The following is a 14,552-nucleotide window of genomic DNA, read 5'->3' as shown; positions in this document are numbered from 1 at the left end:
ATTCATTATAACGCACATTTTTCAGTGTTAAAACCTATCTCCTTTATTTCCCTAAAAAAATATTACACATTTTTATTGACATGTATGATGAATATATGATAAAAATTTAACTAACATCATATGAATCGGCATTGATAGGATTTAGTAGTATTTCGATTTCTGATTTCAGAGAGCTGGTGGTCGGTGCGAACCAGTACAGAGCGAATTATGAATTACCCCCTGGAGCTTCTTTTGCGAAACGTAAGGAGTAGTGAAAGACGGTTATAGACCGTTATATCTAAAGAGTGGTGAAACGAAACTGTTTCACAATTTAGGGTGGTACCGCGAATTTTTCGTCCCTGCATATATTGCAGGGGCGTTTTTATTTTATTAGCGCATATCATACGACCCTTTATTTTGTGATACATTCATTTCACAAGCTAGGGTGGTACCGCGATTTCTTCGTCCCTGCATATTTATATGCAGGGACGTTTTTTTATCCAATCATTTCCTTATCATATTGAAGGATCAACAATTACCGGTAATTTGTCACAAAATTCTAAATTTTAGAAGGAAATAAACAATATTGGCGAATTTTATATAAAAAAGAGCTATTTTAGATTACTTAGGAGGGAAAAACAATGGTTTCAAAGTTTGAATCTGTTCTTTTAACATTATTTATCTTTATCTGTATTGGCTTTAGTGTTATTCAATTAGAAGTTTCACCACACATCCCAATTTTATTTGGTATCGTGCTTTTATTAGCATTTGGATTTATGAAAAAAATCTCTTGGTCCACTATGGAAAAAGGGATGATTAGTAGCATTTCAGCTGGTATTCCATCAATTTTTATTTTCTTACTTGTAGGCGTATTAATTAGTGTTTGGATCGCTGCTGGAACAATCCCAACTTTAATGGTATACGGCTTCCAGCTTGTATCTCCTAAAATTTTCGTTCCAACTGTTTTTGTTGTTTGTGCAATCGTTGGAACAAGTATCGGTAGTGCCTTTACAACTGCCGCAACTGTAGGACTTGCCTTTATGGGTATGGGTAGTGCTCTCGGATACGATCCAGCTCTAATCGCTGGTGCAATTATTTCTGGTGCATTCTTTGGAGATAAAATGTCTCCTTTATCTGATACAACAAACTTAGCTCCTGCTGTAACAGGTGTAGATCTATTTGAGCATATTCGTAACATGCTTTGGACAACAGTTCCGGCTTTCATTATTGCTTTTATCGCATTTTTCATTTTAGGAAGCGGTACGAGTGGAGACGTTGACTTTACAAACTTTATTAGCACATTAGAAAAAAACGCAACGATTTCTATCGTTACACTTATTCCAATTTTATTACTGTTCCTATTCGCATTTAAAAAAGTTCCAGCAGTTCCAACTTTGCTTGCTGGAATTGTAGTAGGAATTATTATTCTCTTTATTTTTAAACCTAGCACTTCTTTAGCTGATTTAATGAAAATTATGCAAGACGGCTACGTTTCTAAAACTGGTATAAAAGACATTGATAGCTTACTATCTCGCGGTGGTCTACAAAGTATGATGATGTCGATTGCCCTTATTTTCCTAGCTCTTTGTATGGGAGGATTATTACAAGGAATGGGTATTATTACGCAGCTGATGAATATCATCTCTGGCTTCGTAAAAAATAGCACACGCTTAATTATTTCTACGGCTTCAACTGCAATTGGTGTAAATTTCTTACTTGGGGAGCAATACTTATCCATCGTTTTAACAGGACAAGCATTTGCTAATAAATACGATGAAGTCGGTTTAGAACGTAGAAATTTATCACGCGTACTAGAAGATGCAGGTACAGTTATTAACCCGCTCGTACCATGGGGAGTAAGTGGTGTATTCTTATCAAACGTCCTTGGCGTTCCGACATTTGATTACCTTCCATTCGCAATTTTCTGTTTAGCTTGCCCAGTCTTAACAATTATTGTTGGTTTCACTGGATTTGGCCTTTCATGGAAGAAAGAAAAAGCAGTAACAATTTCATAATATACTAAAAAGGATTACCTGAATTGGTAATCCTTTTTATATTCCTCTACTATCTATTTGCTTTCTTCCTTCTAAATAACAGAAGTAATCCCGCTCCAACAAACGCTAAACCTGCCCCAATTGTAGAAACAACACTTGTACCTGTTTTCGGTAAATCACGTTCTTCTTTCTTTTCACTTACAGTTGTTGTTTCTTTTGAGTTTTCATTACCCATCGTAGTTTGTCCAGATCCTGCATTATTTCCATTATTACCTTCATTTGTTGGTGGTGTCGTTGGATTTTCTCCATTATTCCCTTCACCTGTTGGCGGTGTCGTTGGATTTTCTCCATTATTCCCTTCACCTGTTGGTGGTGTTGTTGGATTTCCTCCATTATTCCCTTCACCTGTTGGTGGTGTTGTTGTTGGATTCTCTCCACCAGTTTCTTTACCCTCATCGTTCTTCTTCGTTATATCAATTGCATATTTAGCAAATTCATTTTCAGATGGTCCAACATATGATATTTTCCCATCTTTCTTTATATACTTTTGTGCATTTGGTGAAGAATCGAATGTTGTATTTAATTTTTCCGCAACAATTGGTTTAAACGTCCAATTTTTATCTGCCGCTGGATCAATAACTGGTGTTTCTTGCATATACTTCACAATGATTTGACGTGTTTCATCTTGTGATTGATATACGACTTCCCCTTTGCTTACACCTGGGAACGTTTGGCTACTTCCACGATAGTTATTTGTAGCGACGATGAACTCTTGATTGTCAGCTACTGGTTTACCTTCATATGTCATATTTATAATACGATTCGTATTTGCATTTACAACTTTACCATCTTTATCGTATTTCGCTGGTTGTGTTACATCAATTTCGTATTTTAAGCCATCTAAAATATCGAAGTTATATGTAGGATAGCCTATATTTACTAACGGCTGTTCTTCTGTTTTCTTTGGATCGATTTGATTAAACTGACCTGCAGACATTTCAAGCCATTCTTTCACTTGTGCCCCATTTACTTTTACAGCATATAACGTATTTGGATATACATATAAATCTGCAACGTTTTTAATTGCTAACGTTCCAGCTGGAATGTCCGTATAATATGTAGCACCGTTTCGGCCACCTGCTTTAAATGGTGCTCCTGCCGATAAAACTGGAATTCCTTTATATTTGCTATACTGTCCATTTTCAGCAAATAACTTTTCTACATACCATTTCTGTGCATTTGTCACAAGTTGTACAGAAGGATCATCTTGTACTAATGAGAAATAACTATTAATTGGCGCTGTCGTTTTTCCTACAGCTGTATTCACATAATCAATTGTCGCTTGATGATCATCTTTAATTTCATTAACTAATTTTTCATCAGATTTTACTAACGGGTTCCCTTTACTATCAGCAATCGGACGAAGTTGCGGCTTTGATTGCTCTTTTTGTACTTCCCATTTGCCGTTTACCTTTTTCAATTGCATATCAATAATACCTAGGTTACTTCCAAAGACACCAGGCATTACAACTGGAACACCATTAAATACATCCTTCATTTCAGTATGTGAATGTCCCATTAATACTGCATCTACACCAGGAACTTCTGTTAAATAATACGACGCGTTTTCCATACCAACGTTGTATCCACTCTTATCAACACCGGAATGCGCTAGTGCAACGATAACATCTGCACCTTCTGCTTTCATTTTTGGCACCATTTTCTTCGCTGTTTCAACTATATCTTTCGCTTTCACTTTTCCTTCTAAATTTGCTTTATCCCAGTTCATAACTTGAGGTGGAACAAATCCCATTACACCAATTTTCACTTTTTGTTTTTGCCCTGATTCATCTTCTACTTCTTTTTCAAAAACATGATATGGTTTAAAGTAATTTTGGTCGTTCTCTTCATTATTATCTTTATCGTCTTTATAGACGTTCGAGTTAATAACCGGGAACTCTGTTTTACTAATCACTTTGTTTAAATAGTCTAAACCGTAGTTGAATTCATGATTCCCAAGAGAGATGACGTCATACTTCATTAAATTCATTAAACGATATAATGGATGTGTATAGCTAGGATCCACAGGCTTCTTCGGATCATTTATTTTATTCGCTACATAATCTCCAAGCGGTGTCCCCTGTAATGCATCCCCATCATCAAATAGGACAGAGTTCTTCGCTTCTTCACGCGCTTTATTAACAAGTGTTGCAGTTTGCACGAGACCTACTTTATTGTCTGTTTTCGTTTGATAATAATCGTAATTCATTAAGTTAACATGAATATCTGATGTTTCTAGAATTCGTAAGTTAACTGTACTCTCCCCAGCTTTCTCATCCGCATGAGCTGTTGCTGGCAATACTTGTGGTGCTATTACACCAATAGCAAGCGTTGCTCCAGCTAGCATTTTTTTTGACTTTTTCACAAAAAATCCCCCTTATACAATTACCAAAGAATAATGAAATGAATTTCTATCAGTCTCTAACCACATACCTTTTTTCTTCTATTAGATACACGATTTTCATTTCATCCTGCGCTAACGAGTAGTCCCCTTAAACGATCAATTGATGAAGACTAGCAATTAACGGGAGATAAAGCTCCCACTATGTAGAATTTTACCTTATCTGACATTATCATATATAATGTCCTTTCATATCGTCAATATTTTTTGACATACTTCTACAAATTTTCTGTAAAGTTATTGTAAACTTTTCATAGATATATAATATGCCCTTACATTGTTAATACTGCTGAATATGATACAATTACCAATTACAAGGAGGATGAATTTATGAAAAAAGTCATCTTAACAATTGTTTGTCTCCTCCTTCTAATCATTTCTTATTCTTATTTTGAAAAGAACGATGAGACAAAACAAAATGAACCCGCAGAAAAAACAGAAAAAACATCTACTCCAAGTTGGATTGATAAGCAAACAAACGATTCATTTTATCATCTCGTACTAGGTGATTCGCTCGCTAAAGGATATGGATCGACACAAGGTGGCTTTGCTGAATTAGCCTCTAAACAAATAGAAGCACAAATTCATAAACCAATTACTGTAGAAAACCTTGGGATAAACGGTCTTACAACAGATCGTCTCGCTAAAAAAGTTCAATCAGAAGATGTAAAGCAAAAAATTAGATCAGCAAATATCATTACAATTAATATTGGGGGAAATAATTTATTTCGCTTAAATCGTGATGTCGGTGTTATAGATGGTATTAAAATGTTAAATAAAGAAAAAGCTCATTTTGAAGCAGATGTAAAAAATATTGTAAAGACAGTCCGAGATCAAAATCCGGATGCTTTACTCATTCTTTCTGAACTCTATAACCCGTTACAACTCGATGATTCCATCGCAAGTTATGCAGATATGTTTTTAGATGGCTGGAATGAATCCGTTTATTCCATTTCAAAAGCAAATCAACCATCTATCGTTTTACCAATTCGTAAATTAATATCGAATGATAAAAAAGAATTACTCTTTGACCAAGTACACCCAAATGATAAAGGCTATACGATTATTGCCGATTCATTTACAAAAAAAGTGTTAGCCTACAAATATTAAAGTTTCCATGAAACAATTCTATTTTTATAACATGTCTTTTTTGTTACAATGAGAGTGGAAGGGGGCCTTTATATGGAATCACGCGAGTGGGAACGTATTGTTGATCATCTTCTTTCGCTAGTGCCTCTTTTTTATCGCAAATTTATGCTTCCTGGAGAATTTTCTTCTCAAAGACATATGCCGCCATCACATACACAAGTATTGCTACTTCTGCATGAAAATGGCACATTAGCAGTTTCCGAAATCGGCAAGCGGCTAGCGATTTCAAGGCCTAACATGACACCTCTATTAAACAAATTGATTCAAGAAGAACTAATAGAGCGTCATTATAGCGAAAAAGATCGACGGGTCATTTTAATTTCCCTAACAACTGAAGGGAAATTGTTAGTAAATCAGTATCAACAATTCATTTTAGACAAATTAAAAGAAAATTTCCAAACATTATCTGAGGAAGAACGTGAAAAACTCATTCACTCTCTTCAAACCATTCAAAATTTAATTTTGAAAACAAACGCATAAAGCTGCTTCTAAATAGAAGCAGCTTTATGATTCGTAATAATTACCATAGTATACATTTGAATACGGCCATGTCGTTAAATATGGTTTTTGTTCTTGCGTGGGCTGTTGCTGTGGTATTTGTGATAATTGCTGTACTTGTTGTTGTCGATATAATTCGTATTGTCTATTCCTATCATAAGCCGGATAATAATTTACATATGGATATACTTGAGGTACGTAATAATAATACATTCATTCTCTCCCCCTTTTTCTTAAACATATTCAAAGGAGAAAATGAGTGTGACACTCTTTATATTTGTACGAGCGGTTCTGTCACTCGTTTCTTTCTGTTCTTCAAACGTGACTTACGGTTCTTTTCATATAAATAATGCACAATGAAATATGAAACTACCCCAAATACAACTCCTAAAATCGTCATTCCAATTAATACATACACTTCACTCTGCAATAAACCCTTCAATATCATAAAAATATGACTCGAAAACAAATCAGATATCGTAAATGGTTCATGATGTATTTTTTGTACATGAAATGGATATATCATTTTTCCTAACGCATAAGCAAACGGGAATAAAAATACTGGTAGAAACGATATTTTCCCAATAATATTGCCAATCACCGCAGCAGGAAAAGATCCCTTTGCTAACCTGACGATTGGATAAAATATTAAATAGACGAGCGATGCCGTATATATAACCAACATCTCTAAACCAAAACCAATCGCAAAACCTAACGATACTTTCTTCGCTCCTTCTGGTGATCGAAGCAACTTATAATATTGAAACTTTAATATTCTCCACATCCGCTGGAAAAGTGAATATCTTTTCTTAGTTGTTTTCAAATTCATCATCTCTTTAACTATATTTTTATATGTAGTATGTCCTTACACACTCTGAAAAACAAATTTAGTTTCCTCTTTTATTATAAATGATATCAAAATGGTTAACTAAATATACATATGACATTTCACTATAAAAAAATACGTATATCAACTTATTTCTACGCTGAAACCAAAAAAGCACTTGTTGCCTTTAATCGACAATCAAGTACTTTCAGTTCATATTGTTTTTAAGTTGCACTAGATTTTATCTTAACCTTAAAACTTGTATATCTTAACAATTAATATCCATTTTCTTTTCTGTTCACTTCAAATATATTTTGCTTTAGCTGTATTAGTATTTATGTTTTTACAGCTGTACAGTAACAGTCACTTAAAAAACATGACTGTATAAACTAACCCTTTAAAGCTAATATCTCTTCTTTATTATAGTCGATCATTGCTAAAAAGTACTCGTCAAAATTTTCAAATCTATCTATTTCTTCACCCGCAAACCAAATTATCTCTCCTGGTCTAGAAGAATTAGGTAAACATAAAACAAATAGATCCCTATCAAATTCCGAAACTGCTATTGGTAATAGCTCCTGTCTTAAAACACCGCTTTCTTCTAAAACAACATCATCTATAGCTTCTAATAGTACCTGAGCATAATCCATTATAGCCGATTCCTTTAATTGCTCCGTACCAAATAAATCCACCGTTTGATAAAAACCTGCCCATCCATTGGCATATTGAAGAAATTCTCTATACATTAAATCAAGTTTATATCCCAATTCTTGTTCAATAATGCGAATAGATTTTTCATTTGCTCCCACCTCCGGAAAATGGTGTGGCCATATTTTTTCTACATCTTGTTTCATTAGCTCCTGCTTCACTAAAATCATTGTAGCTATCTTATCTTTCCAATTATTCATCGTCTACTCCTCCTCTACAAACTTAAATTTTGTAGGTTTATAACCAATTGAACATATTTTTATATTCTACACCCACTATAATATTTTCTGCATATAAAGGCTTAATCATTTAATTCGTTATCCTCTCTTACTTAATAAGTTTAGAGTTTTTTAATAATATACCAACTATCGACTAATGGGGGGCGGTAATTCTTATGCAACACCTTGAAATACATATTTCCCAATGCATTGTCGTCATATTTGAATATTAATTTAAAATCATAAATTTTTATGTGAAACTTTTTAGATTACTAAAAAACCTTGAAAGACATATAGCCAATCAAGGTTTCAATAGAATTTTACCCAATTCCATAGTATAGATTATCCATTCTTTTATTTTCTTAAAATATATACTTATATGCATAAAGTTTTATGCTAGTAGGTATATTGCTGTACTAATCACTAAAATACCTTCTTAAAAATCTACTTTTTCTCCCGAATCAGTATAAACAAAATACTTTTTATTATTTTCATTTAGTAAAGTAATATCTGTGCCAATTGGCATATTAAAAATATTCATTACCGCTGGTTCTATTTCAATAATAGTTCCCCAATCACAAACTGACATATTTGATGCATCAGCAAGATATTCATCTGTATCTATTTCTGACAAAAATCTCCATCCATTATCGATAGCATTAACTGGTTGTTCTTTAATACACCATTTCACATTCCCTTTATTTTGTAAAATATTCTTAGATACAACGCTACCACCTAATCCACTACTCTTTTTCAAACAATCATCTCCAAAACTTTTTTCATATCATCTGTTCCACGTTCTTCAATTAAATACCTTAATGAATATCCATATTTATTTTCATCATTAATATTCGGTCGTTTTCTCAAACATTTTACAATTAAATCATTTCCTTCCCTTGTTCTTTTTTTTAATACTTCTTGACATAAAGACCATATTGCAGAATTACCAAATTTTTTATCTTTTAAATTCAAATCTACTCCCATATCAACCAGCCTACAAGCTACTTCAACCGCACCTGGACAATTAATATTTGCTGCTAAATAGTGCAACTCATTACATTCATCATTAGAAATTATATTAACCTTTGCACCATTATCCAATAGAAAGTTTGCTATATCAAACTTTCTATTGGATAATGATTTTTCAAGTAAACTAATACCATTTTTATCAATTGAATCTACAATCTCTTCAATACAGTTTCCCTCAATTTTTAGCTTCTCTAAAAATAATTTGAGATTCCCGAATTTTATAATAGTCCCATAATCAGCTTTATTAATATCCATTTATACTATCACCCTCTCATTCATACTTATGACTTCGGTTAGTACTTGGCAATTCCGGTCGATAGTTTTCAGGGTTTCTATACCACTTTAAGAACTCTTCTTTTGTAATAATCTCGTTCATATACAATTCATGCATATCAGAATATTTCTCTCCTGGTATATGCCCCATATCCCATTGACCACTTCTTGTTTTAGATTTATCCCAAATTATTTCTACACCTGATGGATCATAAACTTTCCCATCGATAGAATCTTTCGCATTTTCCCACACTTCTTCAACCTGACCTTTTCCATAACTAGGCCTGCTTTTACTATATGTTTTTTTAGTAACGATACTATCCTCTGTAGCTTTTACAGTATCCTTAACTCCATTGACTTTCTCCACAGGTACTTTTTTAGCTTTATTCACAGCCTCAGCAGCCTTAGCAGTCATTTTAACTCCTTTACCTACTTTAGCTATCTTTCCAAAGGGTGTAAGCCCTGCTACTGCCATTCCTCCAGCAAATACTCTATCCAAAGTAGATAGTTTTTCGCCAGTAGATGGATCAATCCCATCCCAAGCACGACGAATATCATACTCACCACTTATTTCACCTACTATATCCCTAGCAAGTTTTTCACCATCAAAATCCTCTTTTTCTGACGATAGTGGTCCACACATCGCTCCTTGTTCCATTGTAACATCTTGATTATCTGTATTGCGGAATTTTTCAGCAATTCTTTTCAAATCTTCTTCTACTTTTACAAGTGAATGAATAGATGCAAAAGCTTTTGGTCTCGCATCATTGAACAGTTGAATGAACTGTTGATTAGAGGCACCAATCCACTGAAAACGCAACTGATCTATTTCATTACATAAATTATTATGTATAGATTCTAATGCGATTCGGGTATTACTTGTACGATTCGCAACTTCTTCTAGCATTTCAGGTGTTACTTTAATTTGAACCATTTTTTCCCTCCCTCTCCCCATTAAAATTATGAGACAAAAAGAAAAAAATGTAAATATAGAATTTTCAGAATATCTAAAAATCTTCATGTTACATAAAACCTGCTTAACGGCAAACGAAACCTATGTGTATGTGAAGTAAAGGGCCTTCCTGGTAAACTAGGCACAAATGGTTATACAAAAAATTTAGTAGCTGTTTCTCTAATAGATATCCTCCCTCTATCCATATAATTAAGTACATTCAGTATATACTCAAAGTAATATCTTTTTACCGTATTTACTTTCTCTTCTAAAAAGAATTTAACCATAAAAAACACCCCAGTTTTTATTCGTATCTAGCAACTGGGGTGTACATCCTTTAGGAAAGCTCTTCTATATTTTTAAATAAACTCACTAATAATGCTTTTTGCGCATGCAATCGATTACCAGCTTGCTCAAAAACGATAGACTGTGGTCCGTCTATAATTTCTCCTGTCACTTCCTCTTCACGATGGGCAGGTAAACAGTGTAAGAAACGATATGTTTGTTTCGCATGCTTAACAAGTTCGTTATTGATTTGGTATGGTTGAAATAAAGTATATTTCTCTTCTTCACCCTCTTGCCCCATGCTCATCCAAACGTCAGCATAAATGAAATCTGCTTCACTCACCGCTAGTTCAGGGTTATGCAAAATTTCAATTTTCGCTCCTGTTTCTTCAGCAATCGCTAATGCTTTTTTTACAATTTCCTCATTCGGTTCATACCCTACAGGCGTTGCAACAGTCATATGCATGCCGACTTTCGCACTTGCTAACAATAATGAATGACATACATTATTTCCGTCACCTACGTAAGCCAATTTTATTCCTTCAAATGTATTTTTTTCTTCATATATCGTCATTAAGTCTGCTAATGCTTGACAAGGATGATGATCGTCCGTTAAACCGTTAATTACAGGTATGCTCGATTCTTTTGCAAACTCTTCTACATCGGCATGTGAAAATGTACGTATCATGATCCCGTCAATATAATGAGATAATACTTTCGCAGTATCTGAAACACTCTCCCCTCTTCCAATCTGCATCTCTTTCCCACTTAAAAACATACCATGTCCTCCGAGCTGTACCATTCCTGCTTCAAAAGATACGCGAGTACGAGTTGAATGTTTATCAAAGATAAGCCCTAATATTTTGCCTTGTAATAAAGGCTCTTGCTTATTCTTTTTTAAATAGATAGCGAACTCAATTAAAGAAATGATTTCTTCTTGCGTCAGTTCTTCTAATGTTAAAAGATCTTTCGTATTTAATTTCGGTACTTGTACAGTTGACATGGAATTTCCCCCTTATATAATTGATACGTTTTTTGTACAAACTACTTTTTTTATCATATATACTGCCTGTTCTAACTCTTCATTCGTCACAATAAGTGGTGGTAATAGTCTTATCACATTAGGTCCTGCTTGTAATACGAGAAGCCCTTCTTTCTCTAGTTGTTCTATAAAACTTGCAACTTCATGCTTACACTCAATCCCAATCATAAGCCCCTTTCCACGTATATTTTGAATACATTCGGCATGGCACAGTTCCTCTCGCAACTTCTCTAATACGTACTCGCCCTTTTCCTTTACTTCTTTTAAAAACGATGGTTTCTTACTTACTTGCAATACTTCTTTCGCTGCAGCCATTGCAATATAATTCCCACCAAACGTTGAACCGTGTGATCCTGCAGTGAACGACGTTCCGAGTTCTTTCCGGCCAATCATCGCTCCGACAGGAATCCCGTTTCCAAGTGCCTTTGCGACGGTAACGATATCAGGTTTTATTCCCATTTTTTCGTAAGCAAATAATGTCCCTGTTCTTCCAATCCCTGTTTGTACTTCGTCTATAATAAATAAGGAACCGAACTTATTACATAATGTTTCAATTGCTTTCAAAAAAGATAAATCAGCAGGAATGACTCCTCCCTCTCCTTGAACAACTTCTACCATTACCGCCGCTACTTCTTCATTCATTACTTCCTCTAACGCCTTTATATCGTTAAACGGGGTATGTAAAAAAGACGGAAGGAGCGGACCAAATCCTTCTTTCACTTTATTTTGCCCCGTCGCACTCATCGTTCCGAATGTTCTACCATGAAAAGACTGCTGACATGTTATGACGAGAGATTTTCCAGTATGCTTACGAGCTAGCTTCAAAGCAGCTTCATTCGCCTCTGCCCCGCTATTACAGAAAAAAACAGAATCTAACGCTGTATTTTCTGTTAATAATGACGCTACTTCTTCTTGTAAGCTGTTTGTAAACAGGTTAGATATATGCCATATATCATGAAGTTGCTCTTGGACAGCTTTCATAACCGTAGGATGACAATGTCCTAAATTACATACACCAATTCCTGATGTAAAATCTAAATATTGCTTACCATTTTCATCAATAACTTCCGTTCCACTTCCCTTTACAAGCTGAATATTTCTTCTCCCATACGTTTGAAAAAGATGACTTGTCATACGATACTTACTCCTTTCGTTACCGTCGTTCCGATACACTCACCCGTAACTTCAGTAAAATCTTTTGTACCGTTCACAATACTTATCTTTTGCACTCCCATTTTTAATGACGTTAGTGCCGCCTGTACTTTCGGAATCATCCCGCCTGTAATAACTCCTTTTTCTATTAAAGTAATAATTTCCGATTCATCCGTTTTCTTTACTAATTTTCCTTCATGTAATATCCCATCTACATCCGTAATAAAAATGAGTTCTTTTGCGGATAATGCGGCTGCAATTCCAGCTGCAGCTGTATCCGCATTTATGTTATAAATCTCATTATCATGTATCCCGACCGGAGCAATAACAGGAATATAATTCAAATTTATCAATCCTTTTAGTAAGGCTGTTTCGACATAACTTACTTCTCCCACATATCCTATTTCTTCGCTGACAGGTTGAACTTGGAGTAAATTGCCGTCACACCCTGAACAACCTACCGCAAGTAAATTATGCCTTTGCAACTTCATTACAAATTTTTTATTCGTACTTCCGCATAGCACCATTTGAACAATATCCATAACTTCTTTTGGTGTTACTCGTAACCCATCTCTTTTTTCTACTTTGATGTTACAACCTTTTAATTGCGCATCAATTTCTGGGCCACCACCATGGACAATCACTACTTTATACTTCTGTTGCAATTTCTTTATACAATCAAAAAACACATCATTTAATTGATCCAACATACTACCGCCGCATTTCACTACAATATAATCGCTCATCTTCCCTCTCCTTATGTACGATAACAAGCGTTTATTTTCACATATTCATAGCTTAAGTCACAGCCCCAAGCTGATCCGTTCTCTTCTCCTAAATGTAAATACACATCAATTATAATTTCATGTTCTTTTAATTTCTTTTTCATTTCCTCTTCAGAAAACATTTGGGGTTCACTATTTTTTAACACAGCGATAGATTGAAGAGTAATGTCAATTGTACCTGGATGAATCGCTACTTCACTTTGTCCCATACTGCTAATAATTCGCCCCCAATTTGGGTCTTCACCATGTATTGCTGTTTTCACAAGACTCGAACCGACTATTTGCTTTGCAATTTTCTTTGCCTCTTCATTCGTTCGGGCCCCTAACACATTTACTTCTATTAACTTCGTAGCGCCTTCACCGTCTTGTGCTATTTTTTTTGCTAAATCTTCACATACCTTCTGTAAGGCAAATACGAAAGTTTCCCAATCTGTATGTTCCATATTGATTGGTTTCGTTTTTGATAATCCACTTGCCATAACGATGACCATATCATTCGTAGAAGTATCTCCATCTACCGTAATTTGATTAAATGTATGATTCGTTATTTGTGATAATGCTGTTTGCAATACGTCATGCTCTATATGAGCATCTGTCGTAATAAAACTTAGCATCGTTGCCATATTTGGATGAATCATCCCTGAACCTTTCGCAACACCAGCAATCGTTACTTTTTTCCCATCAATAATCATCTCATAGCACGTTTCTTTCGTTATAAGATCCGTCGTTAAAATCGCTTCAGAAAAAGAATGCGCTTCACTTACTTCCTTCGTCGGGATAAGAGTTACAACTCCCTTTCGAATTATATCCATCGGTAAAGGAACACCAATTACACCTGTTGAAGCTACTGCAACGTAATGTTCTTTCACCCCAAAATGTTCCGCCCCTAATGCACGCATCTCGTAAGCATCTTGTAAGCCTTTCGTTCCTGTACAAGCATTTGCATTTCCACTATTGACGATAATAGCTTGTAATTTCCCCTCAGCCGCTATACTTTCTTTTGTTACTTGCAACGGGGCTGCTTGTATTTGATTCGTTGTATAAACGGCGGCACATGATGCTGGCACTTCACAAATGATTACACCTAAATCCTTTTTGTCTTTTTTCAAACCATTTGCAGTACCGATTGCCGAGAATCCTTTTGGTGTTACAATGGAACCATTGTCTAATTTTGTAATAGACTCTACTTTAATCATCATGT

General features: G+C 34.8%; 14 protein-coding genes and 1 other annotated feature. Of the genes, 3 read left to right on the top strand and 11 right to left on the bottom strand.

Annotation, left to right across the window (positions count from 1 at the left end; genetic code table 11):
* Window positions 1-122 precede the first annotated feature (122 nt).
* Window positions 123-343: a binding site (T-box leader), on the top strand.
* Window positions 344-620: 277 nt separating this feature from the next.
* Window positions 621-1,994: a Na+/H+ antiporter NhaC gene (gene nhaC / locus VF726_RS09980; protein WP_440167740.1), complete on the top strand. Its 1,374-nt coding sequence runs from the start codon at window positions 621-623 to the stop codon at window positions 1,992-1,994.
* Between the two features lie 49 nt (window positions 1,995-2,043).
* On the opposite strand, the gene cpdB is transcribed toward nhaC, so the two are convergent.
* Window positions 2,044-4,398, bottom strand: a complete 2,355-nt coding sequence (gene cpdB, locus VF726_RS09975; RefSeq protein ID WP_440167738.1) for a bifunctional 2',3'-cyclic-nucleotide 2'-phosphodiesterase/3'-nucleotidase — start codon at window positions 4,396-4,398, stop codon at window positions 2,044-2,046.
* A gap of 366 nt (window positions 4,399-4,764) precedes the next feature.
* On the opposite strand from cpdB, the gene VF726_RS09970 reads away from it, so the two are divergent.
* Window positions 4,765-5,544, top strand: a complete 780-nt coding sequence (locus VF726_RS09970; RefSeq protein WP_210626706.1) for a GDSL-type esterase/lipase family protein — start codon at window positions 4,765-4,767, stop codon at window positions 5,542-5,544.
* A 72-nt stretch (window positions 5,545-5,616) separates the two neighbouring features.
* Window positions 5,617-6,063, top strand: coding sequence for a MarR family winged helix-turn-helix transcriptional regulator (locus VF726_RS09965; RefSeq protein ID WP_000445823.1), 447 nt, complete (start codon window positions 5,617-5,619; stop codon window positions 6,061-6,063).
* 24 nt (window positions 6,064-6,087) lie between these two features.
* Here VF726_RS09965 and VF726_RS09960 read toward each other — a convergent pair whose 3' ends face one another.
* The 10 genes from VF726_RS09960 to argJ form a co-directional block, all read right to left on the bottom strand.
* Window positions 6,088-6,294, bottom strand: a complete 207-nt coding sequence (locus VF726_RS09960; RefSeq protein ID WP_440167735.1) for a hypothetical protein — start codon at window positions 6,292-6,294, stop codon at window positions 6,088-6,090.
* A gap of 58 nt (window positions 6,295-6,352) precedes the next feature.
* Complete coding sequence (locus VF726_RS09955; RefSeq protein ID WP_440167733.1) at window positions 6,353-6,913, bottom strand: DUF2062 domain-containing protein; 561 nt, start codon at window positions 6,911-6,913, stop codon at window positions 6,353-6,355.
* Window positions 6,914-7,296: 383 nt separating this feature from the next.
* On the bottom strand, window positions 7,297-7,815 hold the full coding sequence (locus tag VF726_RS09950; protein WP_071726723.1) for an SMI1/KNR4 family protein: 519 nt from the start codon (window positions 7,813-7,815) through the stop codon (window positions 7,297-7,299).
* A gap of 454 nt (window positions 7,816-8,269) precedes the next feature.
* Entirely contained in the window at window positions 8,270-8,590 is a 321-nt protein-coding gene (locus VF726_RS09945; protein WP_000749724.1) for an immunity protein Imm33 domain-containing protein, read from the bottom strand.
* Window positions 8,587-9,117 (bottom strand): ankyrin repeat domain-containing protein, encoded by a 531-nt coding sequence (locus tag VF726_RS09940; protein WP_440167731.1) that lies wholly within the window; start codon window positions 9,115-9,117, stop codon window positions 8,587-8,589. The genes VF726_RS09945 and VF726_RS09940 overlap by 4 nt, the downstream gene beginning before the upstream one ends.
* Window positions 9,118-9,133: 16 nt before the next feature.
* Window positions 9,134-10,069 carry a WXG100 family type VII secretion target gene (locus VF726_RS09935; RefSeq protein ID WP_440167729.1) on the bottom strand — a complete coding sequence of 312 codons (936 nt, stop codon included), beginning with the start codon at window positions 10,067-10,069 and terminating at the stop codon, window positions 9,134-9,136.
* A gap of 355 nt (window positions 10,070-10,424) precedes the next feature.
* Entirely contained in the window at window positions 10,425-11,375 is a 951-nt protein-coding gene (argF, locus tag VF726_RS09930; protein ID WP_406894955.1) for an ornithine carbamoyltransferase, read from the bottom strand.
* Window positions 11,376-11,387: 12 nt separating this feature from the next.
* Complete coding sequence (locus tag VF726_RS09925; RefSeq protein WP_440167727.1) at window positions 11,388-12,548, bottom strand: acetylornithine transaminase; 1,161 nt, start codon at window positions 12,546-12,548, stop codon at window positions 11,388-11,390.
* Window positions 12,545-13,312, bottom strand: coding sequence for an acetylglutamate kinase (gene argB, locus VF726_RS09920; RefSeq protein ID WP_440167725.1), 768 nt, complete (start codon window positions 13,310-13,312; stop codon window positions 12,545-12,547). The genes VF726_RS09925 and argB overlap by 4 nt, the downstream gene beginning before the upstream one ends.
* Before the next feature lie 11 nt (window positions 13,313-13,323).
* Entirely contained in the window at window positions 13,324-14,547 is a 1,224-nt protein-coding gene (gene argJ, locus VF726_RS09915; protein ID WP_440167723.1) for a bifunctional glutamate N-acetyltransferase/amino-acid acetyltransferase ArgJ, read from the bottom strand.
* Window positions 14,548-14,552: the final 5 nt, after the last annotated feature.

The sequence above is a fragment of the Bacillus sp. Brlt_9 genome, from assembly GCF_051948935.1.
GTDB lineage: Bacteria > Bacillota > Bacilli > Bacillales > Bacillaceae_G > Bacillus_A.
Note: the sequence above shows the minus strand (reverse complement) of the source record. Positions and strands in the feature narration are given on the sequence as shown.